Annotated in this window: 15 protein-coding genes; 4 read left to right on the top strand and 11 right to left on the bottom strand. The window is 40.8% G+C overall.

From position 1 onward, the window contains the following. Positions 1-54 precede the first annotated feature (54 nt). Both NSTC745_RS22300 and NSTC745_RS22295 read left to right on the top strand, forming a co-directional pair. Entirely contained in the window at positions 55-4149 is a 4095-nt protein-coding gene (locus NSTC745_RS22300; protein WP_445632897.1) for a PAS domain S-box protein, read from the top strand. A 2-nt stretch (positions 4150-4151) separates the two neighbouring features. Then, on the top strand, positions 4152-5831 hold the full coding sequence (locus NSTC745_RS22295; RefSeq protein ID WP_445632896.1) for an ATP-binding protein: 1680 nt from the start codon (positions 4152-4154) through the stop codon (positions 5829-5831). Between the two features lie 187 nt (positions 5832-6018). On the opposite strand, the gene NSTC745_RS22290 is transcribed toward NSTC745_RS22295, so the two are convergent. The 6 genes from NSTC745_RS22290 to lepB (NSTC745_RS22265) form a co-directional block, all read right to left on the bottom strand. Beyond that, positions 6019-7353 carry a hybrid sensor histidine kinase/response regulator gene (locus NSTC745_RS22290; RefSeq protein ID WP_445632895.1) on the bottom strand — a complete coding sequence of 445 codons (1335 nt, stop codon included), beginning with the start codon at positions 7351-7353 and terminating at the stop codon, positions 6019-6021. 641 nt (positions 7354-7994) lie between these two features. After that, entirely contained in the window at positions 7995-9830 is a 1836-nt protein-coding gene (locus tag NSTC745_RS22285; RefSeq protein WP_445632894.1) for a two-component system response regulator, read from the bottom strand. Beyond that, positions 9827-13435, bottom strand: a complete 3609-nt coding sequence (locus tag NSTC745_RS22280; protein WP_445632893.1) for an ATP-binding protein — start codon at positions 13433-13435, stop codon at positions 9827-9829. Before NSTC745_RS22280 ends, NSTC745_RS22285 begins: the two co-directional genes overlap by 4 nt. Before the next feature lie 502 nt (positions 13436-13937). Further along, positions 13938-14747 carry an MOSC domain-containing protein gene (locus NSTC745_RS22275; RefSeq protein ID WP_445638662.1) on the bottom strand — a complete coding sequence of 270 codons (810 nt, stop codon included), beginning with the start codon at positions 14745-14747 and terminating at the stop codon, positions 13938-13940. Positions 14748-14796: 49 nt separating this feature from the next. Continuing rightward, positions 14797-15402: a signal peptidase I gene (lepB, locus tag NSTC745_RS22270; protein ID WP_445632892.1), complete on the bottom strand. Its 606-nt coding sequence runs from the start codon at positions 15400-15402 to the stop codon at positions 14797-14799. Between the two features lie 179 nt (positions 15403-15581). Then, complete coding sequence (lepB, locus tag NSTC745_RS22265) at positions 15582-16235, bottom strand: signal peptidase I (RefSeq protein WP_445632891.1); 654 nt, start codon at positions 16233-16235, stop codon at positions 15582-15584. Positions 16236-16552: 317 nt separating this feature from the next. Between lepB (NSTC745_RS22265) and NSTC745_RS22260 the strand changes: the two genes are divergently transcribed. Both NSTC745_RS22260 and NSTC745_RS22255 read left to right on the top strand, forming a co-directional pair. Then, positions 16553-17872, top strand: coding sequence for a dihydroorotase (locus tag NSTC745_RS22260; protein WP_445632890.1), 1320 nt, complete (start codon positions 16553-16555; stop codon positions 17870-17872). 394 nt (positions 17873-18266) lie between these two features. Next, positions 18267-19445 carry a patatin-like phospholipase family protein gene (locus tag NSTC745_RS22255; protein WP_445632889.1) on the top strand — a complete coding sequence of 393 codons (1179 nt, stop codon included), beginning with the start codon at positions 18267-18269 and terminating at the stop codon, positions 19443-19445. A 939-nt stretch (positions 19446-20384) separates the two neighbouring features. On the opposite strand, the gene NSTC745_RS22250 is transcribed toward NSTC745_RS22255, so the two are convergent. From NSTC745_RS22250 to NSTC745_RS22230, 5 genes are all read right to left on the bottom strand, one after another. After that, entirely contained in the window at positions 20385-21602 is a 1218-nt protein-coding gene (locus NSTC745_RS22250; protein ID WP_445632888.1) for a cupin domain-containing protein, read from the bottom strand. A 9-nt stretch (positions 21603-21611) separates the two neighbouring features. Then, positions 21612-23294, bottom strand: coding sequence for a TfuA-like protein (locus tag NSTC745_RS22245; RefSeq protein ID WP_445632887.1), 1683 nt, complete (start codon positions 23292-23294; stop codon positions 21612-21614). Positions 23295-23302: 8 nt separating this feature from the next. Continuing rightward, on the bottom strand, positions 23303-24487 hold the full coding sequence (locus NSTC745_RS22240) for a YcaO-like family protein (protein ID WP_445632886.1): 1185 nt from the start codon (positions 24485-24487) through the stop codon (positions 23303-23305). Positions 24488-25088: 601 nt separating this feature from the next. After that, on the bottom strand, positions 25089-25451 hold the full coding sequence (locus NSTC745_RS22235) for a hypothetical protein (protein ID WP_445632885.1): 363 nt from the start codon (positions 25449-25451) through the stop codon (positions 25089-25091). A gap of 606 nt (positions 25452-26057) precedes the next feature. After that, a complete protein-coding gene (locus tag NSTC745_RS22230) occupies positions 26058-26909 on the bottom strand; it encodes a thiopeptide-type bacteriocin biosynthesis protein (RefSeq protein ID WP_445632884.1) in 852 nt (283 codons plus the stop codon). Positions 26910-26956: the final 47 nt, after the last annotated feature.

Raw genomic sequence — 26956 nt, 5'->3', positions numbered from 1 at the left:
GAGTGTACGCTTAACAATCCAAGGCAAACCCAAGGTTGCCAAATTCCAGTAATTATGCTTAGAGTACAGGATGACGAAACCATCGCAGTGCAAGCCATGAAGACTGGAGCGCAAGATTATCTAGTGAAGGTAAAACTGACTTATGACAGTTTGTGCCGAGCAATTCATGGAGCAATCAAGCAAATGCAGCTAGTACACCAGCTAGAACAGCAGCAGGAACAACAACGCCTCGTGGGAGCGATCGCTCTGCGTATCCGCCAATCTTTCAAGCTTCAAGATATCCTTGCTACTAGCGTTCAAGAAGTTCGCCAGTTACTCAAGACAGATCGTGTATTAGTATATAAAATAACACCTCAAACGAAGGATAGAGTTGTCGCGGAGTCGGTATTACCTGAATGGACGCCAAGTTTGGGACTTGAGATTAAAGGCAGTTGTTTTCAGGAAAAGCAGAAGGAAGAATACCGTCAAGGAAAAATCTGGACAACCACGAACATCTACGAAGCGGGCTTAAGTGAGTGCCATATTCAATTATTAGAACAATTTGAGGTCAAGGCGAATCTAGTTGTCCCGATTGTGCTAGAGAGCCAAGGAACTCCAGATTTGGAACTTTGGGGGCTATTTATTGTGCATCAATGTTCTGCCCCGCGAGAATGGCAGACATTTGAAGTGGAATTGCTCAAACAATTGACGGTGCAACTAGCCATCGCCATTCAACAAGCCGAACTTTACCAAAGTCTTCAAACCCTCAACGCTCAGTTGGAAGCTAAAGTCCAAGAACGCACCGCTGCATTACAGGAAAGCGATCGGCGATTCCGTGCTATCTTCAATAACACTTTCCAATTCACAGGTTTATTGACGCCAGAAGGCATCTTGTTAGAAGCAAACCAAACTGCGCTGAGTTTTGCTGGACTGAAGCTAGAAGATGTTGTCAACCGCCCTTTTTGGGAAACACGCTGGTGGACGATTTCACCACAAACCCAAGAACAATTAAAACAAGTCATTGCCCGCGCAGCTCAAGGCGAGTTTATCCGTTATGAAGTTGATGTGATTGGGGCAAATAACCGAGTAGCAACCATCGATTTTTCTTTACGTCCGCTGCAAAACGAAATTGGTCAAGTAATTTTGTTGATTCCTGAAGGGCGAGATATCACTCAACGCAAACAAACAGAACTTGCTTTGCACGAGCGCGAACTCATGTTGCATTTGATTGGAGATAATCTGCCTAATGGCGCAGTTTATCGGGTGATTCGGGAACTCGATGGTAGCGATCGCTTTTCCTACCTGAGTGGCGGAATTGAAAGACTGACACAAGTCAAGGTCGAAGATGCGCTCAATGATTCATCTTTGCTTTATCGCCAGTTTATTCGAGAGGATATTCCCCGTCTACAGGCAGCGGTTGAAGAGTCGATGCGTGATTTGTCTGTGTTTGATATTCAGCTGCGAATGCAAACTCCCAGCGGTCAACTTAAATGGTTGCATTTTCGTTCCACACCACGCCAGTTACAGGATGGACGTGTGGCTTGGGATGGATTGGTGGTAGATGTCACCGAGCTCAAGCGTACCGAAGAAACACTACGCAAGAGTCAAGCTTTGCTAGAAGAATCCCAGCGAGTTGCTCGCCTTGGCAATTGGGAGTATGAACTTGCCACTGGTAAAATTACCTGGTCGAAGGGACTTTTCGACCTCTTCAATCGGGAACCTACACTTCTGGAACCGACTTATGAAGAAAATCTGCAACTGTATCACCCCGAAGATCGCCAGAAATTGCACCAAAGTGTTGAGCGAGCGATCGCTACTGGTGAGTCCTATAAAGAAATTCTCCGCGTACCCCAACCAGATGGTTCCAATCGTTACTTCGAGGGTATTGGACATGCAGAATTCAACGCCGATGGACGGGTAATCCGCCTTTATGGTACTGCTCAAGATGTCACGGAAAAGCAAGCTGCATTGCGCGAACGCCAAACAGCTGAAGAAACTTTACGCCAAAGTGAAGAACGTTGGCAATTAGCGATCGCAGGTACTAATGAGGCAATTTGGGATTGGGACATCTCTACCAATCAAACCTTCCGGTCGGATCGGTGGCGCACAATTTTGGGATACGAACCCAACGAAATTAGTAGTAACGATGATGAGTGGAGTATTCGCATTCACCCTGATGACTATACCAGAGTCATGGCTGCCCAAGAAGCTTATTTGAGTAGACAAGTTGGAGATTATAATGTCGAGTATCGTCTGCGGTGCAAGGATAACAGCTATCGCTGGGTGCGATCGCGTGCAAAAGCCGTTTGGGATGAGCAAGGAAATCCAGTGCGATTGGTCGGTTCCCTTGGGGATGTTAGCGATGTCTACGACGAGCTGCGCTTACGCAAACTTGCCGAAGCAGCCCTAAGAGAAAGTGAAGCCCGATTCCAAGCATTTATGAACAATAGTCCGGTACTAGCTTGGATTACCGATGCGGAAGGGCGCGTACTTTACTTAAATCAAGCATACTTACGTACATTTAAATTACAACCCGAACAGGCCATCGGGCAATCCATATTTGACCTTTACCCAGCTGAAATTGCTCAGCAGCATTTCGATCGCATCAGCACAGTCACACGAACAAATCAGGTACTTGAAGTCATTGAAACTGCTCCCCTACCAAATGGTGCGACTGGTGAATTTTTGGTCTACAAGTTTCCGATTTTAGGATTGTCTGCACAAAAGCTAGTGGGTAGAGTGGCGATCGACATCACAGAACGTAAACTTCTCGAACGAGAACTGGCTCATCAGAAACAGTTATTAGATGCTTTTATTAGTAGCGCACCTGTTGGTTTAACCATTCTCGATCGCCAGTTGCATTTTACATTAGTAAATCAAGCACTAGCACAAATGAATGGAATTAAGGCAGCAGAGCATATTGGCAAGACTGTGTGGGAGATTATCCCGGATTTGGCACCAAAGCTAGAACCGATCTTTAGACATGTTTTAACAATAGGCGAACCGATTCTAGATTTGGAGCTCGACGGCGAAACTCCAAAACACCCTGGTATGAACCGGACGTGGTTAGTTTCCTGCTTTCCGATTCTTTCTCAGGCTGAGCAACCCATCAGCATTGGCTTTGTGATTGTGGAAATCAGCGATCGTAAACGCGCCCAACAGATGCTAGAACTGCAAGCAGTAATTACCCGAAACATCGCTGAGGGAATTTGCTTAGTTAGAGCTACTGATGCCATTATTGTCTACGCCAATCCGAAATTCGAGCAAATGTTTGGCTATGACTCTGGCGAACTACTAGGTCAGCATGTATCAATTGTCAACTACGGTGATGAAAACCATACACCTGAAGATGTTAACCAGGCAATTAGAACTGCTGTTTTCCAACATGGTGAAGCTACTTATGAAGCTCATAATGTTAAGAAAGATGGCACTCCTTTCTGGTGTAGTGCCACTACTTCTGTCTTTGAGCATCCTGAGTATGGAAGCGTTCTTGTCGCTGTCCAACAAGATATTACCGAGCATAAGCAAGCAGAGGAAAAAATCAAAGCTTCTCTCAAAGAAAAGGAAGTATTACTCAAAGAAATTCACCACCGTGTAAAGAACAATTTAGGAATTGTCAGCAGTCTGCTACAAATGCAGTGCAGACGTACACAAGATCCTCAAGTAGCTGCAATTCTCCGCGATAGCCAAAACCGCATTGCCTCTATTGCCCTAGTCCATGAAAAATTGTATCGCTCTGAAGACCTTGCTGATATTGATTTCGCTCAATATATTCCTGATTTAACAACTCACTTATTTGATTCCTATAATGTTAGTTCCAGTCAAATTAAACTGAAGATTCAAGTTGATGATGCTAGCCTCGATATCGAAACTGCTATTCCTTGTGGCTTGATTATCAATGAACTGGTTTCCAATGCTTTAAAATACGCCTTTGTTGGTAATCGTGAAGGAGAAATTGAAGTTAAGTTTTATCAAGAAACTGAGTGTACTTTGATACTCATTATTCGAGATAATGGCATTGGTTTACCTGAAAATTTTGATACCAAGAAAGTTAAAACGCTGGGCATAACTCTTGTTCAGGGTTTAGTCAAGCAGCTAAGGGGAAAGCTCGAAATTGACTGTCACCAAGGAACACAATTCAAAATTTCTTTTACAAACAGCAGGGCATAGACATGATTGGGAGTGCATCAAACAGTAAAGCAAACCAGACAGTTCGAGTTCTTATTGTTGAAGATGAATATATTCTTGCCATCAACTTACAAGAAAGCTTAGAATCTCTGGGATACATTGTTTTAGATATTGCCGATTCCGCAGAAGGGGCAATTGCAAGAGCAACTAAATTACGTCCAAATCTGATTTTAATGGATATCAGGTTACGCAGTGGCATGGACGGCATCGAGGCAGCAGGGCAAATTTGGCGCGATCTGCAAATTCCTACGATCTACGTCACTGGTCACTCAGATAAAAGTACTGTGGAGCGGGCAACACTGACATCCCCCTTTGGATATATTCTCAAACCCATCAAGGAACAAGAACTTTACGTTGCCATTCAAACAGCTCTCAATCGCTACAATCGCGAGCAGTTTTTGAGTTCTGTGCTTCGAGGAATGGGTGACGGAGTAATTGTAGTAGATACTGAATTACATATTAAATACGTCAATCAGGTAGCTGAAGCTCTGACAGGTTGGCGATGGGATGAAGCTAAGGATAAAGTGTTAACTGAAGTTCTTCAACTTATTGACGAACAAACTCAACTTCCAGTAAAAAATCCAATTATCACAGCTCTCCAAGAACAAACTATTATCTATCTTCGCACTCAAGTTTTACTCATTTGCAAAGACGGCACAACTATTCCAGTAGCTGATAGCGCTACTCCTCTCAGAGATAATAACGGTGTAATTACAGGAGCCGTACTAGTTTTTCGAGATGATACGCGACGACGGTTAATTGAAGAACGCAATCTCGCTGCTGAACGTGCTAAACAACTAGAAATTCAAGTGGTGGAACTCGAAAGATTGAACAAATTGAAAGAGGATTTTTTAGTAACTACCTCTCATGAAATGCGAACGCCATTATCAAATATTAAAATGGCAATCAACGTGCTAGAAAATATTTTAGACCAGCAGGGCGTTTTGAATTCAGAGGCAAATTTTACATCTGAAATTGTAGGTCGTTATCTAAACATCATGCGCGATCAGTGCGAACAAGAGTTAGATTTAGTAGACGATTTGTTGTACATGCGAATGATCGATGCAGATACCTATCCATTGGAATTAACTTCTATTCAACTCCAAAATTGGCTACCTCATGTTGTTGAGGGTTTTGAAGCACGCGTTCAACAACAGCAACAGATGTTGGAAGTTAGAGTTTCCCCCAATCTACCGCCTTTAGTTTCAGACTTGGCGAGTCTGACGGAAATTATATCAGAATTACTGAACAATGCTTGTAAATACAGTCCTGCCAATGAACGGATTCGAGTAACTGCCGAGATCGTTCATATCACAAAAGCTCTTATAAACAAAGATGTAGAATTGGGTGTATTAAATAATCTTGAAGTTCCCTACTTTCAAATTACAATTAGTAATTCTGGAGTTGAAATCCCGATAGATGAACAATCTCGAATCTTTGAGCCATTTTACCGGATTGCTCAAAAGAAGACACAAGATCGATCTCAAATTTTCGAGCCAGTTTATCAGATTGTGCAAAGCGATCGCCGACAATATGGCGACACAGGATTAGGCTTATCATTGGTTAAAAAGTTAGTCCAATATCTCCAAGGTACGATTGAAGTTAACAGTTCTCAAGGCTGGACAAATTTCATTGTGAAGCTGCCTCTAAGACCCTCAGATTGATTAGTAAGTAGAATTCAGAATTCAAAATTCAGGATTCAGAATTAAAATAGGCTTTCTACCTAACTCAAAGATATTGATAGCGTACTTGGGGTTCCTTGAGGTTTCTTTAAATGTGCTGTAGATTCTGGCCAAACCAAAAGAAACGTCTTTGACTTTGCTTGTGACTTCTGAATTCTGGATTCTTCCATTAACACTCAGGTTGTTCTATGGGAATTTCGATCGCGAATTCTGCTCCTTGTCCGAAAGTTGAAGTGCAGGTAATCTGTCCTTGATGTTTTTGCACAATAATTTGATAGCTAATAGACAATCCTAAGCCGCTACCTTTGCCCACAGGTTTTGTGGTAAAAAATGGGTCAAATAAACGCGATCGCAATGAATCTTGGATACCAAGGCCATTATCGGCGATCGCAATTTTGACCGTGTTAGAGTTTGTCATCTGCGTGTAAATCTGAATTTGGGGCACTAGGCATTGATTAATTTCTCCCCCTGCCCCCTGCCCCCTGCCCCCTGCCTCTTTCCTATTCCCGACTCCTTTTTCTAAAGCATCAATAGCATTATTTAATATATGCATAAATACTTGATTTAGTTCGCTTGCATAACAGTGAACTAGGGGCAATTTGCCATAATTTTTAACTACAACAATTGCTGGATGATTAGCTGTTTCCTTGAGCCGATGCTGTAACATCACTAAAGTATTGTCGATGCCTTCATGGATATTTACTCGTTTTTTTTGTGATTCATCATGTCGAGAAAAGTTTTGTAGCGCTAATACTATTTCTCGAATCCGATTAGAACCTCTATACATTGCGCTTAGAAGATTTTGCAAATCTTTAATTACAAAATTCAGGTCTATATCTTGAGATATTTGCTTAATTTTTGGTGTGGGTTGGAGATATTCTTGCTGATAAACTTCAATTATATTGACTAAATCTTGTACATATTGACCAGCATATTGGAGATTTCCATAAATAAAACTGATCGGGTTATTAATTTCGTGGGCGATTCCAGCTACTAACTGCCCCAAGGCTACCATTTTTTCGTTTTGAATTTGTTGAACTTGGGCCGCTTTCAAGTTGTCGAGAGCTTGTTGGAGTAAAAAATTTTTTTCTTGCAGTTTAACTTGGAGCAAACGTAAATTAATCTGATTTTCAATTCGCAACACAACCTCTGCTCCATGAAAAGGTTTGGCAATATAATCTACACCACCAACGTCAAAGGCTTTTGCCTTGTCTAGAACATCATCAAGGGCGCTAATAAAGATGACTGGGATTTCGCAAGTTCTATCATCAGCTTTTAGCTGTTGGCAAACTTGATAGCCATCCATACCTGGCATATTGATATCAAGCAAAATCACATCTGGCAAAACCATTTGACATGCAGTCAACGCCATTTTGCCATTTAAGGCTTTGCGGACTTCAAAACCTTGTGCAGTCAACATTGCTGATAAAAGCCGCAAATTATCTGGGGTATCATCTACCACCAAAATATTTTTTTTATGATGGGTAATTTGATTTAAATCCATTCTCAAAAAGTTAGTTTATCAAGTTTTATGTAAGAATTAAATGCCCAGAAATAAATTAGAAATTAAAATTAATTTAGTATAATTTCTATATTTATTCATTAATTTTATCCATATAATTTAATGATTTTTATTTACGATTGGTCTAGTAGCTCGCTGTTAAGTTTCCACCACCAGAAGCTGGGAAGCGAATTTATCTGTTGAATTCTGACTGCGGAATTTTTACACATTGAGGATAGTAAATGCCGATTTTAAATAAGTAGGTGGACACAATTATTTAGAAGACGCATTTCGACTTCTCCCAAGGGGAGACGCTACGCGTAGCTTGCATCCCGAAGGGTACGCTCAATGCTCGGTAAGCTTATTCCAAGAGGGTTGAGCGCAGTCGAAACCCGGCGAGATCGAGTTAGGTTTAATTTAGTCCTTCTACTTACCGCTGCAAATTTGGTTAAATTTCGCCAAACAAAAGAGTTATATTTATAGTTTAGCTCCCACAGTGCTTGAGAGTTTAGCTCCCCAGTGAAAAGTATTGGCGAGTGAGGAACTTTGCGATGCTAAAACCTAGATGCAGTATAGTGGATAGTACCTGCACGCGAGCTAAGCGAGGAACAATCATTAAGTATTTGTCAGGTGCTATTTGGTTGCTACCATTGGGGTGCTGTGGTAAGTAGCTTCATAACCAATTCTTCTTCTATGGGTTTAGAGAACAGATATCCTTGAGCAAAATCACAGTTTAAATTTCTCAGTTGGGCTAACTGTTCTTGCGTTTCAACGCCTTCAGCGATCGCGCTCATTCCCATTGAGTTAGCGATACCAATCATTGCTGGTACTAACCCCATATTTTCTTCATTTTCCTGCATCCTTTTGACAAAAGATTTATCAATTTTCAGTGCATTTAAAGGAAAGCTATGCAGATAACTTAAAGAGGAATATCCCGTACCAAAATCATCCATAACTAATTTAATTTGACGTTGCCTTAATTGTTCGAGAATTATTTTAATTGCATTAGTATTTTCCATAATTACACTTTCTGTAATTTCTAATTGTAAGTGTTCTGGATTTATTTTATTTTCATGAATTATTCGATCGATTTGATCTAGCAAATTAGGCTGTGAAAATAATCTAGCGCTCAAATTTACACTAATACTTAAAGGTTCTGGTGTTATTGGATGATGTTGCCAGATACTTAGTTGATGGCAAGCTGATTGTAATACCCAAGTATTGATGGCACTAATCAAACCTGTTTCTTCGGCTACAGGAATAAATTCTATGGGAGAAACCAAACCGCGAGTTGGATGTTGCCAGCGTACTAAGGCTTCAAATCCAGAAATTCTGCCTGTAGTTAGGGAAACAATTGGTTGATAATAAACCAGGAATTCTTGCCTTTCAACAGCCCTCCGCAAGTCGTTTTCCAATTCTAAAAGCTGAATGGCTTCTTGATGCATTGCTGGGTCAAAAACGTGATATTTTGCCCTTCCCTGAGCCTTGGCACGATACATTGCTGTATCAGCATCTCGCAGTAAATATTCTGGGCGATCGTAATCTTTATTGCCCCAACTAATACCAATGCTGGCATTCATAAACACTTCATATCTCGACAGTTTAAAAGCCAGTGATAGCTGTTGGAGAATGCGCTCGGCAACTTGGATTGCGATATTGATATCTGCAATATTTTCCAGCAAAATGCCAAATTCGTCACCGCCTAATCTTGCTAGGGTATCAATAGGTAGCAAGCATGTTTGCAAACGGCGGCCGATGGCTATGAGCAATTCATCTCCTACTAAATGTCCGAGAGAGTCATTAATTACTTTGAAGCGATCGCAGTCTAAAAAAAGTACTGCAAACTTAAAATTAGGTTCTTGCTTAGCACGATTGAGAGCATTTTTGAGTTGTCTGATAAACAAAACTCGGTTTGGTAATCCAGTCAGAGAATCATGCAGCGCTATATCTAAAATTTGACTTTGTAATTTCTGGCGCGAAATAATTTCTTCGTGGAGTTTTTGCAGAGCATTTTCTAACTCCCAAGTACGCTGTTTTACTCGATGTTCGAGTTCAATATTTAGTTTCAATATTTCTAATCGCGCTGCTCTTAAAGCCAGTTGATTTTGTACCCGCACTAAAACTTCTTGAAACTCAAAAGGTTTGGTGATGTAGTCTACGCCACCTACGCGAAAGGCTTTCACTTTGTCAAAAACATCATCCAAAGCACTAATAAAAATTACCGGAATATCGGCTGTTAGCTCCCAAGCTTTAAAGGTTTGACAAATTTCATAGCCATCTACCTCTGGCATCATAATATCAAGCAGAATTAGATCGGGTAATACTGTTTGAGTTGCTGTGAGTGCCATTTGCCAGTTCAAGGCTTTACGAACGTTATACCCTTCCCTTGTCAATATTGAAGATAAAACCCGCAGGTTATCTGGCATATCGTCAACGATCAAAATGTCTTTTTTGTAAGGGTCTAAATGCTCGTAATTCATTCTGGGTTTGTTCTAGCCAATTCCATGATTTTCTCAAACTGATAGTTATTTGCTAAATCCCTGAAAACTTGGAAAACTTGACTCTTATCAGATGGAATTTCCTTGAGTAACTGTAAAATCAGGTCATCGCTACAGCTAGCTGCGGCATAGTGTATCTGTTGGAGCCACTCAGGGGGCATTTGTGACAAATGGCTCAGGAGTTCAGCAACACTAGTAAACATTTGTGTGGGTTGCTCGGTAACCGATGTATTTGTTATTGCTATTTGGCTGGTATATTTTACGCCCAAATGTTCGCTCAGTTTTTCTAATAATACTTCCTGGATGAATGGCTTGCGAATAAAATCATCACACCCAATGGATAAAGTTTTCTGGCGTTCTTCTTCAAAAGCACTAGCAGTCAAGGCGATAATAACGGTGCGTTTAGGGGAACAGCCTTGGGGTGTTTCCGGGAAGTCGCAGCCGGTAGCCAAGGAATTTCCAGCTGCATAAAACTGACTCCCATTCAACTGACTAGCAACTAGCCTTGGAATGTGGTAGTTCGCGTCACTAGCCACATCTTCTTCCCTATGCCGTATGCCCCATTCCCTATGCCTCAATTCTTGAGATTTAATGATTCTTGTGGCTTCATAACCGTCCATGACAGGCATTCGCATATCCATGAAAATCAAGTGCGGTTGCCAAGATTCCCAACTGACAACTGCTTCCTTACCATTTGTAGCTTCCCTGACTTCAAAGCCCATAGATGTGAGAATTTTAACTAGCAACAGACGGCTTTCTTTGGAGTCGTCAACCACTAAAATCCGGTATCCTTCTTGAGCAGCAGCTAAACCGAGAACTGGGTATCTGTTTTGATTTGTCGGCATTTCTCTGGGACAAGCCAGAGCAATCTGAACGTCAAAAGTAAATATACTACCAATACCTGGAGTACTGCTGACAGTAATATCCCCACCCATCAATTCTACGTATTTACGGCTAATTGCCAAGCCTAATCCCGTACCTTGTTGAGATTTTCTACCGATTTCGGTTTGCTCAAAAGCCTCAAACAATAAATCAATCTCTTCTGGTGCAATACCGCAACCAGTGTCTTTTACCTCGAAGATTAGGGATTGGCAATTGGACATAGGGCATAGGGCATTGGGAAGAGGATGGGGTGGTGGGGTGGTGGGGTGGTGGGGAGATGGGTTGGTGGGCGTAGTTTCCCTCATCTCCCCATCTCCCCATCTCCCCATTTTCCCATCTCCCTCATCTCCCCATGCTCCAGTTCCCAGTTTCACCTTTAACGTTACCCTACCAGTATCAGTAAATTTGATGGCGTTACCCAAGAGATTCAGTAATATCTGATATAGTTTATTTTCGTCTGTTTCTACGTATTGAGGCAGGCCTGGTGCGTATTCAAATACTAGTTCTAAGTTTTTTGATGCGGCACGTAAGTGCAACATTTCTTCTAAGTTCTTTAGCAGATGAATTAAATCAAAGCTGTTCAAATTTAATCTGATTCTACCAGCTTCAATTTTGGACATTTCTAGAATATCGTTAATCAAATTCAATAGATGTTCGCCGGCACGATTTATAATTGCTAAATTTTGCTGATGTTCGTTAGATAATGAATAATCTTGGCTCATGACTTGGGTAAAACCAAGAATAGCGTTGAGAGGGGTACGTAGTTCGTGGCTCATGTTAGCAAGGAATTCGCTTTTGGCGAGGTTGGCGGCGGCGCTGCGTGCGGCTTCGCGAACGGCTGCTTGTTTTTCCTGTGCAGCGATTTTTTGTGATTCAATCAGTTCTTCTTGGGTGATTTGTAATTGCTCAATAACTTGCTGAAATTCATCAGTACGTTTTTTGACTTGAGCTTCTAAGATGAGATTGTATTCTGCTAGTAATTTTTCTGCTTGTTTGCGTTGACCGATCTCAAAAAATGTAGCGATCGCAAAAGCCAAATTTCCCGATTCATCATAAATTGGTTTGCCCAAAACTTCAATGGGAATAATCTTGCCATGACGGCGAATTTCCATATCATCAATCCTGGTGCTTTCGCCTTGCAATGCTCTGACAATCGGCAAGCGATCGCTAGGATAAAGTTGATTTGTATCGGCAAGATAAGCTTGATATACCCCTGACAATTGTTCCGGGGGAACTTCTGCTACTGTCCCTTGACCAAGAATTTCTTTACCGATTTCATTTGTGTAATAAGGGTTACCTTGACCATCTACAATAAAGACACCTACTGGCATCGCTTCTAAAAATTGAGTCAGCCGACTTTGACTTTCAGACAGCGCTTCATTTAAAACTTGCATCTCGCCATTCTTGGTTTCCAAAACATTAAATGACGCTTCGAGTTGCTTGGCCATAGTTTCAAATGATTTGGCTAGTTCTCCTAATTCATCAGAGCGGTTAATTTTTGGTGTTGGCTCCCATTCACCTTCTGCAATTTTTTTAGCTGATGTGTTTAATTCCAGAATCGGCTTAATTATCCAGCGAGCAGTAAAAATTCCAATTTCTGTAGCTACTAAAAAAGCAATTATGCACAGCACGAATGTAGTACGGGTATTGGCATTAATTTGCTCCATAAATTCCTTTTCGGGAATTACTGCTACAATTAGCCAATCTAAACCCAAATCGTCTTGCCAATTTTTTACTTGGACAAAATAATCTGTTCCATCGATAGTAAAGTTTAGCTGTTTTTTACCCGCAACAAACTGAAGACTACCAAATTTTTTGATTAAATATTGTGTTGTGGCTCGAATTACAGAATCTTGGCTATCTAATCCCGAAACTCGCTTTGGTTGACCATCGATCGCAGTATATGGTGACTCATTAGAAGAAGCCACTATTAATCCCGAACGCTCTAATATAAATGTTCTAGCCGATTCTCTGGTCTTTAATTGTGATAAAAAAGTGCCAATTTGTGACAATATCAAATCAACACCAATCACCCCTATAAGCTGGCGATCTTGATTATAAATAGGATAGCTAGAAGATATGGATAAAATTTCTGGCTTATCTTCCCATTGATAAATTTGACTCCAAACTGGTTTGCGGGACTTGACTGCATCTGCATACCACGCTTCTTGGCGAGGATCGTAATTTTTTACTTCCTGCAAATCCTGGCGATTTCCTTGGTTATCTGTAGTGTAAACATAAAGTTTACCTATACCTTGTTTTTGGGTAACTTCATTAATTAATAGCTTGCCATTATCTAAACGTTCGATACCAATAAATTCACCTTTGGAATTGGCAAAGTTGTTGTAGCCAATATTGAAAACCTGCATTTGTTTCCAAAAGTAATGTCCGGTGGTTTCAAAGTCGGAAAGATTGAGCAAGTTTAGGTTAATTGCATCTAAGTTAATTTGATTAATTTGTTTTGGAGTTGTTAAATACCTATCGAGATGCTGTTCAATGCGATCGCAAATTTCGTTTTCCAATTGAGCAGCAAGTTCTTTTACCGCTTTTTGTCCGTTTTCATAGGAAAGATAACCCACTAGTCCTACTGCCCCGCAAATTTGCACTATAAAGGGGACAATCAAAATATACCTCAGGGGCATCTTGGCATAGACTTTGCCAACTAAGCAATTGACAGATTTAACGGGCTGAAGTTTAGATAACATTGTTTTTTAATTCTTCCCCAGGGGTTACTAGGGGCATTTTTGCCATATAAGCTACACCAAATAACAAGATAACTACGGTGTGCCATAGTTTCAGCTTATGACATATTTCTGTTTGAAAGTATAAAAAAACACTAAATTTTATTTGATATACTTGTTTAACTAACTAAGTTCCTCCAACCTGTAAATTTTCAGACTTGATGATTAGACCTTAATTTACTCAATTTCATCTAGCAATCTATCAACAGTTTTTCGAGAACAGAAATTGAACCGAACAGCTACAGTATGCCATTCTAAAATTCAGGTTGCCATTAGCACCGAGCCCTAAATTGAATTTTGAATTGCTGATGTCTTAGTTTTTCAAGATTAAAACCTTTAGATTTGTACAAAAATCTAGATTTTAACTACAAAAGTTTTTAAATTCTCATGTAAATACACACTAAAAATAAAAAAAATCAAAAAAAATTTACTATATATTTTTGATTTTTACAAAATGTTAATTTTCTTATGCGAGTATTTCAACTTTTGTTCCGATTTGTAAAATTTTTCCGGCTGACGATGCAGGTAATTCTGTATTGATGCTCAATCTGTAGAAGTGATTGAAACGCGATGAAGTAACCCATTCTGGTAAGGTTGCTTGACGATGGTTCGTAAAGGTTTTTTGAAAGTTCGGATAAGCTTCGCCTAAATAAGAATCCCGCGTTGGGACTATACAACGCTGACAAGGTTTAACTCCAAGAAAATCCACATCTCCGACTCGAAAGGAAACTAAATCACCTTGTTCGCGAAATAAACGATCTTCCCAAAATGCTGGTACACCATCGATTTCGATGTTGGCGCGGATTCTGCGTCGCATTTCATCTACACTTAAACCCGGAAACCAAGAAGCGACTTGTGCTAACGTTGCTGTACTAATTACCGTTGGGCCGGGTGAGTCGGTATCGTCAGGAAAGCCCATGAGAGAATTTTGTTTGAGTGTCACACCAAACCCAAAAAAATCACTCAAAGTTGCTTCTAATGCTTGCTGTTCTTCATGCAAATGAAAAACTTTTTGTGAGTTATTACCAGGAATTTCTAGGGATATAGTTTTATTTAAAAGTGTGGATTGCGAGGTTACAACAAGGCTTGTGTAAAACGCCCGCAGTAAGTGAATTTTTGCATGACGCTTGCCATTAACAAATCTACCCTGTTCGTCAAAAATGGCAAATTCCCGGTCATGTTCTAGGGCCCCACTGTCAAGAACTCTAGCACTCTCAACTTCAACACCATCCAGCGACTTAACTGGATACAGTAAAATTTTAGCTAGGTAAGGCATCATAGCAATTTTGGATTTTGGACGAAAACATTGCTGAATTCTTCTTCAATTATGGATAAAGTGGTGATTTATCGATTCCCCCAATATGGTTGAGAGGCCAGAAGCGAAACACAGCACGACCAATAATATTCTCGCGGGGGACAACACCCCAACAGCGGCTATCGTAGCTACTGTTACGATTGTCACCTAGTACTAAATATGAGTCTGCTGCTATTGTCTGAGGTTTCGCCAAGAAGGGTGGTTGCGCCCCTGATAAACAAACATCAATTGATGTATTCTGACCCGAACTAACGTAATTGTCTTCTGGGAGAGGTTGATTGTTGATATAAACTTTGCCATTCTGAAGCTGTACTTTTTCTCCAGGTAAACCGATTACGCGTTTGATAAAAGCATCCTGGTATTGTTCTTTTTTTAACTCTTCAGTAGGCGAAAAAACCACAATATCTCCCCGTTGTGGTTTAGAAAATTTATACTTCAACTTATCAACAACGATTTTATCTGCTTCCCACTGGTTTGGTGTACCATGCAGAGTCGGTTCCATAGCACCAGAAGGAATCCAGCGTCTTTCAGTAAAAATCAGGATATACACAGCAATAATCCAGAAGACTAGTATTACACTACCTTCTACAATCATCTTACGGTTGATACTGGGCATACCAAGTTTTCTTTTTGTTTGTCTTTTGTCAGTTGTCAGTTGTCAGTTGTCAGTTGTCATTTGTCAGTTGTCCTTTGTCAGTTGTCCTTTGTCAGTTGTCTTTTGTCATTTATTTAGATTAATGACTAATGACTAATGACTAATGACTAATGACCAATGACCAATGACCAATGACGTATTTATGGAGTTGTTTGTGGATAAAGTGGTGTTTTATCAATTCCGCCAATGTGATTGAGAGGCCAGAAGCGAAATACAGCGCGACCAATAATATTTTGGCGAGGGACAACGCCCCAACAGCGGCTATCGTAGCTACTGTTGCGATTGTCACCTAGTACTAAATATGAGTCTGCTGGTATTGTTTGGGGTTTTGCCAAAAATCGCGGTTGGGGAGCGTCTTTACAAACATCAATAACTGTAGTCTGCCCTGAACTCAGATAATTTTGTTCTGGCAAGGGTTTGTTATTGATATAGACTTTGCCATCTCTAAGTTGTACTTTTTCTCCAGGTAAGCCAATTACACGTTTAATGAAAGCATCCTGGTATTGTTCTTTTTGGAGTTCTTCTGTAGGTGAAAATACGATAATATCTCCGCGCTGGGGGTTAGCAAATTTATACTTCAGCTTATCGACAATGATTTTGTCTGCCTCCCACTGGTTTGGTGTACCATGCAGAGTTGGTTCCATCGATCCAGAAGGAATCCAGCGTGCTTCAGCAACAAAGGTACGAATTCCCAGAGCTAGAACAATGCTCAAAACAATTGTTCTACCTAGCTCTGCGATCCAGGAATTATCGGGTTGTTGACTAGAATTGTTATCAGACACTTTATTTTGCATGAAATTACTTAACTAAGAGGGAGGAGGTAGGTACTCAACTAGACTAAAGCGATTTTATCTGTTAATGTTAACGGAAAAATTTTAATTTCCCAGTTAAATTTGGATTTTCACGAGGTTCTTCATAAATTAAAAATAAACTTTTTTTTAACGCTCCGCAAAAATTCGTTACTCAGAGCGCGACTAAGTTTAACCTAAAAGGATAGTTATCTGTAAAACGTAAGCTGCTCTTGGTGACGAAGTTGTTCCAGAAGTAGCCTGAATACCTGCCAAGATTAGATTTCCTGATTTTGAATTTTAAATTGGAATTGCTAACCCCCATGTTATCTCCAAAAAGTTTACTGATTCGCCACGCTCGTATTATCCTACCCAATAGTGAAGTAATGATTGGGGACGTGTTGACACGCGATCGCCAAATAGTCGAGGTGGCACCAGAAATCTCCCAAACAGGACTAGCCACAGAAATTGACGCACAAGGGTTAACTTTGTTGCCAGGAGTCATCGATCCGCAGGTACATTTCCGCGAACCAGGATTAGAACACAAAGAAGATTTGTTCACCGCCAGTTGTGCCTGCGCTAAAGGAGGAGTGACTTCTTTTTTAGAAATGCCCAATACTCGCCCCCTGACAACAACACAGCAAGCTTTAGACGACAAGCTAGAACGTGCCTCCCAAAAGTGCTTGGTTAATTATGGCTTTTTTGTTGGGGCAACAGCAGAGAATCTACCAGATTTACTTCTAGCTAAGCCAACACCAGGCATTAAAATTTTTATGGGGTCGATGCATGGTCAATTGCTGGTTGATGGCGAAACAGCACTAGAAGCGATATTTGCTAAAGGATCTCGCTTGATTGCTGTTCATGCCGAAGACCAAGCCAGAATCAACGAACGACGCCAAGAATTTGCCAATATTCACGATGTAGCCGTTCATTCCCAAATTCAAGATAATCAAGCAGCTTTGTTGGCAACTCAACTAGCATTAAAACTTTCTAAAAAATATCAACGTCGTTTACATATTCTGCATCTGTCAACAGCCGATGAAGCAGAGTTGCTGCGTGAGGATAAACCGAGTTGGGTAACGGCAGAGGTGACGCCACAGCATTTGTTATTAAACACCAACGCTTATGCACAGATTGGCACTTTAGCACAGATGAATCCACCTTTGCGATCGCCACACGATAATGAAGTCCTCTGGCAAGCTTTACGGGATGGCGTCATTGATTTTATTGCCACAGATCATGCACCCCACACCTTGGAGGAAAAAGCACAAGAATATCCCAACACTCCGTCGGGAATGCCTGGGGTAGAAACTTCCCTAGCTTTGATGTTAACTGCGGCGATGGAGGGAAAGTGTACTGTTCCCCAAGTTGTGAATTGGATGTCCAAAGCTGTGGCTGTGGCTTATGGTATTCCTAATAAAGGAGCGATCGCACCAGGTTATGATGCTGATTTGGTGCTTGTAGATTTAAACACATATCGTCCAGTCCGGCGCGAGGAATTGTTAACCAAGTGCGGTTGGAGTCCTTTTGAAGGCTGGAACCTCACCGGCTGGGCTGTAACCACCATTGTCGGTGGCGAGATTGTTTATGAAAAAGGACAGGTAAATACCCAAGTGCGGGGTCAAGCTTTAACTTTTTTGTAGCAAATATTTATTTAAGCTTACGCAATACATAAGTAATTATACATCAAAGCAATACTTGGATTGGCAAGATTTCGATCTACCAAAGCCAAGTTTAGTGCTGCTGTGCAAAATTCAAAATTTAAAAAGTTTATCAAGTAAGCTGTTTAAATTTTGAATTGTTTGTCTCTTAAAGTCTTTGGTACTAGAACTTGCTTGATAAATTAACTTGGCTTTTATAGAAGTCAGGAAAAGTGCAGTTCCGAAAAATCGCGATCGGGGACGAGGATAAGGATGAGTATCCGTCTCTTTACCCTTTTGACTTTAGCTAGTTCTGGGTTAAAATCACAAGCTTCTAAAAGTGGTTTAATTACGAATTCTGAATTCAGAATTAAAAAATCAAGGAGAATTGTTATCTATGTCGTTCAAAATTCTTAGTTTAGACGGTGGTGGTATTCGTGGAGTAATTAGCGCACGCATACTCGAACAAGTAGAGCAAGAAATTAGAATTCAGGGTAAAGGTGAATTTTTACACGAATACTTTGATATGATTGCAGGCACTTCTACGGGTTCAATATTAACAGCTGGAATTGCTGTAGGAAAAGACAGTTATGAACTAATGAAACTTTATCGAGAGAAAGGAAAAGATATATTTCCGCAGAATAGAAAAGACCGCTACAAAAAGTTGCCATCTATGATTCAAACAATTTTAGATGTATTTTCACCACCTAAATATTCTCATGATGGCATTATTCGTGTTCTGAAAGATGCATATAGAAACAAGAGAATCAAAGATATTCAAAAACCTATTATTTTAATTCTTGCTTACGATACACTTTATCGCAACACAACATTTTTTACGAATTGTCATCCCGATCTAGGAGACAGATGGTATGATGATTGCTATTTATGGGAGATATGCACCGCTTCTGCCTCTGCTCCTACTTTTTTTCCGCCGTATAAATTAGAATGCTTGAATAAAGACAAATTTGGCCATTGGGTATTCCCGCATATTGATGGAGGAGTTGGTGCTAATAACCCCTCTCTAGCAGCACTGAGTTTAGTATTAAGAGTAAGCCAATCTAATTCAGTTTCTCAAACAATTAAACAACAATATAAACTTGAGAATTTGCAACTGGAAGATATCTCTATGCTTTCTATTGGTACAGGCCAAACTGGCGAACCATATCAATACGAACAAGTAAAAGCATGGAGAGGCTTAGATTGGGCACAACATTTGACTGATATTTTTATGGAGCCGACATCGGAAATTGGTAGTACAATTTGCCGTCAAATTATGGGTGGATATGATTCTAAACGTTACTTACGCCTTCAATTTGATTTAAACGAGAGATTTAAAGCTAAGCCAAATGAGACTTATAAAGATAGCCGGATTTTATTGCAGCGAGAGGAGCGCAAAAATCAGTTTACCCAAGAAAATGTTAATGAAGAAATGGATAACACCCATAAAGAGATTATCGAACAATTAATAAATACGACATCTGCTTTCATCGACCAAGGTTATAGCTACTATACGAGAGATGGAAACGGGCCGCAGGTGAAAAAGGCGATCGCCTCTTTTATTAGAGATAACTAGTGCATCTACCTAAGTGTATTCATGTTAGGCAAGTTATTCTAAAATTTATCGTATTTTTACGTTATAGCGGCGAACAGGTTTGAAAGTCTCTTGATTTTGAAGTTTTACGCTGCTTAAACTGCTATATTTTATGTAAAAATACGATAAATTTTACTTATTTATTTTTTATCTAGTACTATTTACAGATGTAAATAGCAAAAATTATTGATAACTAAAATTATAAAAATTAGCCTGAAAAAAATAAATTAGTTTATTTTTAGTGTATAGATTATGTACATAAGTTGGGAATACTAGGTATCAGAACAAGTTAAACGACTTATACAGAATTTGATTGTTGTTTAACTTTTCTGTACTAGCTTTAGCTGCTAGATAATTTAGATTAGTTCTCGGAATGACAGTAGAGAACTAATCCGGTTTCAGCAAGCCGTTCGAGTTCTGTCAAACCTCTAATTTAACCCAACAACAGTTTGCATTTGCTTAAATCGTAATCCGTAAAAATTAGGTTTTTAAATGATTTTCTAGCAGTAAAGCTAGTAGATATAGCAGTAATAAATGAGAAAGTGAAATTTTGCCTATAGGCTGTTGACTATTAATAATTAACAGTCAATATTCAACATTCAATCGTATATCTGCTGTTAAACAATTCTCTCGTTTATTTTTGGTTGAGATAACAATGTTAGTGATTTACAGTGGTGAACGTGGTAGTGGTAGATAAAAGGCAATACGTTTGGTGTTAAGGCTATTGCAGAAGGGTTTTAGACATTAGGCCTCTTGCAAAAATGCAAAAAGCACTTTTGTGGGGAAAGGGACTCATCTTTATTGGGAAAAGGGAAAATACCAAACCTTTCCCCCTTTCCCTTTGCCCTTTTCCCGACTTCTGCAAGAAGTCTATTTAAATAGGTGGCTGATTTGCAATTTAAACGCCGATTAGCTTACCAATCAAACAATCGTTAACAATCCTTCTTTGAGCAAACGGCGTACCAACACGATTTTACTATTGTCGCTGGCAAAGTCGGGCAACGATTTGATGGGAAATGCAGCTTTTGATTCGGCAATGAAGCGGAAAGCTGGCTCTACATAGTCCGGCCCTTCAACTCTGTTTTGAGGAAATTGAATCATCACCAAGTCCCCTTTCCTGACAGTTGTACAAATCATTCCTTGGCGTTTAACAACGAGGGTATCCAAGTCAATTTGTTGCAACTCGTCTAATTTATTGAAATGGCTATCTGCTAGTGGAGATAGCGAGCCAATAAACTTAATGGTCAGCCGTTCAACCGCATCGTCAATATCGGCGCTATTAGCAAAGGTTTTGAGTAAATCTGTCAATTTATTTTTGGTCTGTGTCCTGGCATTATCCTCACGCAAAAAGCTAACAGGAACTGCTTTGCGAAATTCGACATTTTGCTGCACAATCGATGTCAAAGCTTCCTGAATCAGATCGACCCAGCGATAAACAGGAATACCTACGGTGAGATGAAGCGACGAACTATCCAAAGTCTTAACTTCATGCACAAAACCACGCGGGATATATAACAAGTCACCTGGCTTGAGTTCAACTTCATGAGTGGGCGCGTTCAGTTGTTCCCGCAGTACTTCTTGTGGTAGTCGCCGAGCATCTTCAGGCAAAGGCAAATCCCAGTAGGAATCATAGGTGCGCCAGAGTTTAGTTCCAGAAAGCTGGAGCACAAAAACATCGTGTGTATCAAAGTGGGGAGGAAATCCCTGAGCAGTTTTAGGGGTTAGGTAAAGATTGACATTCGCGGGATGATTGAGATATTGTTCCAGATTTCTGCAAAGTATGGCGATCGCTTCCCAATGCTGTTGTAGATGAAAAAGACACAAGGTATTGCCTTGATGATAGGCATCATAAAATTGATAAATACTAGGAGATGCATTGGGATCGATAGAGCCTTTTCCCCCTGATTTTTCGGCTTGATTCGACAAATTCTCTGCCCATTTAGATACTTTAAAGTCAGAATAGCGAATGCCAGTAAAGCGAATCAAAGGGTCAAGATCCTTCATGGAAAACAGACCTGAATAGTAATCTGTTTCTCCTCTGGAAACAACAAGAGATTGCCGCTCCCAGTATTCTTTAAAGAAGGTTACGGTATCGATAGGTTGAATTAATTTTTCAAAATCAAAGTTAGGGCTAAACATAAGCTTTATTTACAAGCGGGTTTGCAGTTTTTTCACAAATTCTTCTGGTTCGCTAAAATCTAGCCAAAAAGCTACTTGGGTAATGTTACATTCCCGTGGAAAGGCATTTGCCTGAAGCCAGTTTCTCAGTTGAGCTTCCCAAGGATCGGTTTGTGTTTGTTCGGCCGACTGAATTATTTTGCTTAAAATTGGATAAAATCCAGACAGCCTTAAGGCATCGGGAAGAAAGCACTCAGCGACTGAAAAATAGTTGCTCATGCCTCGCCCCCACCATCGGGGTACATTCACAAATCCTTCTAGCCGCGCGATCGCTTCCATCATCTGAGAAAATTCAGCTTCAGTGAAGGAGTTGCTTGATAGCCAAGCTGGAAATTCCGCCTCGTTGGTAATTCCCCTTTCTTGGAAAAAGTGTTGCGTAATTTTTTGAGTAATGCTAATTCTCAAACTCGCTTCAGATTGGCTGTTTGTCTGTTCGGCTAAAGCCCAAAGGATGGCAACCTGACGGTATAACCTACGTTCGCAACTCGCTAATGCACTAACTGTTATTTCTTCGCTATTACTCTCTTCCTTCGCTGAAGAAATATCTTTACCAACAATCGTCAGGATGAATTGATACAGTTGCTCTACCTGTTTGGCAAAGGCATCGCGTCCGCTATGAAGTTTGAGCAATGCCTGAATCCTACCCAAACGTTCAGCTAGGGCTGGTAACTCTAGTTCATTAAGAGAAAAACCCAATAATTGAGAATTAGAAACGTCAGCTAAATCAGCTTTTGAGGGTTGGAGGTTCCTTTGTTGGGCTACAGCATCGCACCAACGCAGTAGCCCCGCGAGATTACGCAATTGAATATAAACCCTACCTAAAAATCTGGCTTCCTGGGATACTTTTTCAGCCAGAGGTAACCAGGAATATGCTGTCCGTAATGGGCGGATAGCAACTCTCGCCTGAAGTTCCTCGATGAAAATGGACTTGTTGAGTTGAAAGTTTACTTGGTTATTGGCAGCAGGGCGATCGCTTTCTCCAACCATAGCCGCTAGATGTTTCAGCAGTCCAACGGCATCTAGCTGTTTTCGATCCACATACCCACCATTTTGTACAAATTCCCAAAATTGGGCTAAAACCTTGCCATCGCCCCCCCGCGCCTCGGCATCAGCCACCGCTTGGCTCAAATGTCGTTGAGTGAAGAACTGGCGTTTGGCACAATTGATAATTAAATTAGCGATCGCCAAATCGATAATGTTTTTGTCTACTGCCTGGTTAACTGTGGCGCGGATGTTTACTAAGGCATCAGTCAAGGGTTGGAACTGGGATTCAGGCTTGCTATGTAAAATCGCCACTTCATCATCCCCAATGTACCGTCCCTCTCGGTAAGCTGCAAAAATCTCTCCAAATCCCTCCATACCAAAGGCTTCCAGTTCGGCGGCTCGGAGTGCGCCCATGCTACTTGCCCCAAATACTCGCACTCCTGTTTCTAATGCCCAGAGAATCTCCTTATGCCAAACTGAAGCGCTTTGGTCAAAAAAACCGTCAATAATGGCAATTACACGCGGCTGTAACCGCAGACAGGCAAGAATATCGCCACAACGCACAGGAGCAAGGTAACGAGCTGGTAAAATTTCACTGGCTTGGGTAACGGATAGGGTAGGCCCAAGAAAGACGAGAATTTGACTAGGTTCCAAAGAATTCGAGTGCATATTAAATTTTACAAAGACGAAGGGAGATGCATACCCGGCACAATGACATGTACTACAGGAATACCATACTCCGGTCGCGTATGATTGACGAAGACAGCTTGCTTAAATCCCTGGTTACTCAGACAATCGAGAATTTGTTGAATTTCTTCTGCAAAGGTTGGGGTAAACGCCAGCTCAGGCTGAGTTTCAAAATCAATCAGGGTGGCGATCGGTCTTTTGCTGCTAGACTTCATCGCTGGGCTACCTGGCATCCTGATGCGCCCAAGGGCATAACTATCTGGATGAATGTCATCTCGACTACCTGCAATAACCGTTACTCGTGACTGAGCTGCTTCAGTAATCGCCCGTGCTAAGGCTATTTCTTTGGAACTGTGGCATCCCCAGCCTGCTGCTGTGGGTCGTCCATGCCAGTTTTCGCTATCACTAATCAAGCATTTATAAGTAGGTATCCCGATAGTCGAGGTTAAGTTAGTAACCACAGCTGTCGCCCCGGCAAGTTTAACTTGATGGAGTAAGGATTGCAATAAAGGAGACTGGATGGTTTGACTATCAACCAAGCAGTTAATCCGTTTCTCCAGAGGAAAACGCCACCAACGCCACTCAGCTTCGCGTTCAATGACTTCAAATAATCCATGAGCGATCGCTTCTAGTAAATGGTTTCCTGATGCTAGTCCATTGCTAGAAGTGCTGAAAAGATTGGTATCGCGTTTTTGGGTTGTGGTGTCTAAATCAAGATATGCCTGCGGTACGTAAACAGGTTCCCCCGTAAATAGATCGGTTCCACAAATCCAATCTAACGGCAGATCGGGATGATAGGAGTGCGATCGCTTACCTGGCTCTAAAAGGCTAGGATCGATTGCCTGATGATGTCGGCAGACTTCTTTATAAGAGGCAACCATCTCCGGTTCTGGAAGGTTTTCTGCATGATAAGACTCCACAGATTCCATCGCCGCCGAGATCATCGCCAGCAGAAGGGAAATTCCCTTGCCTTGAGAACCAGAAAAGGCTTTTCCGTTAGGACGAATTGCTTGAGCGACGGGAATACCAATGCAGTCAAGACCAGTAATATCTGCAACACGCGTGATGCCAAAAACACTCAGAAGTCCTTGTAACTTCTCCCAAGTAGAATTGGGTTCTTCAGCCCGAAACGTGCCATTAAGATTCAGCTTAGGAGCATTCAGATTTTGCCACATTCGCTTGTTTCGTTCTCCTACCATTACTGTAAGTAATAATAAGTACCCGCAATTTAATGCATTTCAGTGATTTATAATATGTCGTATTCAGCACCCAGTATATTAAGTTTTGACTAGTGCTTTGGAAAATTGCGATGTCAAAACCATTCTAGTAAAAGGTTAGCGTTGCAGAAAAAAGATGAATTTAAAACTAACTTTTTATCAGACTGGTGTTGTTAATCTTGCTTTACAAAATAAAACTTAGGCATCTCCATTTCTTTCTTTGGAAGTGCCTTAAGATTTCGTTTCTCTGATAGGCGTTGCATGAAAATATTAATATGAATTGAGGTGAATTCTGATAGCTATTAAATTTTCCCCGGACATCTAATATTATACCGAGGTAAACTGAGAACACAAATACTCATTTGAGATATTTAACTCGTCACTATCAGAAAACACTGTGCTATCTCAAAGGCAAAAAGTACTGAGAAATTTTCTTCGCTGTTACTGCAATATCTCAAATATTATTCTGTCCTTTTGTCAGCCTAAAACATATCTTTATTTAACAACGCCCTCAGCCACGACGTTCATTCGTAGTGACGCTGCAAGCCTCAAATCAAGGCTACCAGCAACACATAACTGTCTCTTTAACTGTGGATGAAGCCAATCCACCAGCTACACTTTCTAACTCATCTTCTGATAATTCTCGGTTAGCTGGTCTTGCTTTAATACCGTTAACGCTATCAATAGATCGGATATTCACAGATGGAGAAGTAGTTGACAAACCTAGAACCTTTCTTTCAGCGGAAATCATTACAGATTTCACGTCTTCAACGTCAAAATCAAAACCATTTGACTGGCCTTGTTCCACAGCAATTCTCGCAAATTCGCCTGCTTCAGTAGCATCCAAAGCCTCACGCAACTGAGAATTGCTTGGTTCCGCTAAAAAATTTTCGTAGTATTCGACAAAACTTTGCTGAGACATTTTAAACTCTCCTTAAGATAAGATAGTTGGCTTTATACTTTGGTATCTCGGAATAGATAACTAAATCTGAAGCTAAGCGATCGACTTCAGAAGTATTATTCCTGAACCGCTAGGCAACAGAACAGTTATATAACTTAAGTTTTAGTATTGGTCAATACAATGATTGCTTAACGATCGCTCTAGTGTCTAGATCGGTTCGGTGAAATTTTGTAACTAATAAAACATTGATTTTGTATTTTATAATACAAAAAATAACATTGAAATTGACAAAATAGTGCTGCTTGAACCTTAAAATTTTATATCCGCCAATTTCCATTTCTCCTTCGTAGCCCATCACATTATGTATGCGTTCGAGCAATATTCGGTATCCTGTGTCTTAGCAAGGCTTCTAAGTAAGTGGACATAATTATTTAGAAGACGCATTTCGACCCTTCTCTACGAGAGGCTTCGCCAACGGCAAGCTCAGGGCATCGCTGCGCTCAATGCTCGAACCTTGAGAAAATGAGGGTTGAGCGAAGTCGAAACCCGGCAACCTCAAGCTAAGTTTAATTTAGTCCTTCTACTTAAAACCGAGACTTACACCCAACAGACAAAGCCCGACTTTGTTCAGCAGATGGAACTTTCATCATTTTGCTCAAGGATTCGGATTATAGCTTCAATTAGCTTCCCCGAACGATGCCAGTCAAACCCGTGGCGGTGAAAATTGAACATCGCTACTGCGGCGAGTATATCAGCCAGATCCTCAGTCAATTGACCGAGATGCTGAAGATTAACTAATTCCTTTGCAAGTATGTCGTTAGCTATTGCATATTTTTGTAACACATCAGCTTCTTGTCCTGCTACGGTTCGAGACTCAGACAAAGTTTTGAGAGAAAGTAGTTCAATTGTTGGAATTGTGGCTTCAGGAAGTGTAGGAATCAAAGCTCTTAAACTGTGCCAAGCTGCCAGAATAGATACTCTATCTGACAAAGCACGGCTAAAAAGATCGTGCAGCACAGTTGGCAAAAGTAAGTCTTTGGGGATAACACTAAGTTGATGTCGATCGAGATGGTCAAGTATAAGCCATATTGAAGTGTCTGCGTCGAAGTGCTGATGAACGCACTTCATGGCTTCAAGCCCACCAAATCGATCGCTTTCAGGCTCATAGTCACTAAAGAAAAATAGATTAATAAAATTCTCACGCTCAAGAGTATACATCAGTTCGGAGATTTGGGCGATCGCTTGTTGCCGAGGCAGTGTTGTAAAAAAGCGCACCCGGACATCTGGCGGTTTTCTCATAAAGAAAAACCAGCGCAACAAATCGTTACTCCGCCAGTGAGTAACCAAAGGTTCGAGCCGAGCAAATAGGGCGCGGGCGCTTGGTAATGCCTCGTTCTGATGCCTTACCAGTCCCACATTGAGTTGCACCCAATCCCCATTTTCCCAGTTCTGACTACTAAATTGTCGATCGCGAATCATTTAGGACTGTTATGGCTGCTTTAATTTGTCTGAAATATTTAGATTAG

The organism is Nostoc sp. DSM 114161 (assembly GCF_052692665.1).
Note: the sequence above shows the minus strand (reverse complement) of the source record. Positions and strands in the feature narration are given on the sequence as shown.

Bases quoted from the DNA above. Each gene is read 5' to 3' on its own strand.
- lepB (WP_445632891.1), bottom strand. From the start codon at position 16,235: ATGCAAAATAAAGTGTCTGATAACAATTCTAGTCAACAACCCGATAAT.
- NSTC745_RS22235 (WP_445632885.1), bottom strand. From the start codon at position 25,451: ATGTCTCAGCAAAGTTTTGTCGAATACTACGAAAATTTTTTAGCGGAA.
- NSTC745_RS22290 (WP_445632895.1), bottom strand. From the start codon at position 7,353: ATGGATTTAAATCAAATTACCCATCATAAAAAAAATATTTTGGTGGTA.
- lepB (WP_445632892.1), bottom strand. From the start codon at position 15,402: ATGCCCAGTATCAACCGTAAGATGATTGTAGAAGGTAGTGTAATACTA.
- NSTC745_RS22260 (WP_445632890.1), top strand. From the start codon at position 16,553: ATGTTATCTCCAAAAAGTTTACTGATTCGCCACGCTCGTATTATCCTA.
- NSTC745_RS22285 (WP_445632894.1), bottom strand. From the start codon at position 9,830: ATGAATTACGAGCATTTAGACCCTTACAAAAAAGACATTTTGATCGTT.
- NSTC745_RS22250 (WP_445632888.1), bottom strand. From the start codon at position 21,602: ATGTTTAGCCCTAACTTTGATTTTGAAAAATTAATTCAACCTATCGAT.
- NSTC745_RS22240 (WP_445632886.1), bottom strand. From the start codon at position 24,487: ATGTGGCAAAATCTGAATGCTCCTAAGCTGAATCTTAATGGCACGTTT.
- NSTC745_RS22280 (WP_445632893.1), bottom strand. From the start codon at position 13,435: ATGTTATCTAAACTTCAGCCCGTTAAATCTGTCAATTGCTTAGTTGGC.
- NSTC745_RS22255 (WP_445632889.1), top strand. From the start codon at position 18,267: ATGTCGTTCAAAATTCTTAGTTTAGACGGTGGTGGTATTCGTGGAGTA.
- NSTC745_RS22245 (WP_445632887.1), bottom strand. From the start codon at position 23,294: ATGCACTCGAATTCTTTGGAACCTAGTCAAATTCTCGTCTTTCTTGGG.
- NSTC745_RS22300 (WP_445632897.1), top strand. From the start codon at position 55: ATGCTTAGAGTACAGGATGACGAAACCATCGCAGTGCAAGCCATGAAG.
- NSTC745_RS22230 (WP_445632884.1), bottom strand. From the start codon at position 26,909: ATGATTCGCGATCGACAATTTAGTAGTCAGAACTGGGAAAATGGGGAT.
- NSTC745_RS22295 (WP_445632896.1), top strand. From the start codon at position 4,152: ATGATTGGGAGTGCATCAAACAGTAAAGCAAACCAGACAGTTCGAGTT.
- NSTC745_RS22275 (WP_445638662.1), bottom strand. From the start codon at position 14,747: ATGCCTTACCTAGCTAAAATTTTACTGTATCCAGTTAAGTCGCTGGAT.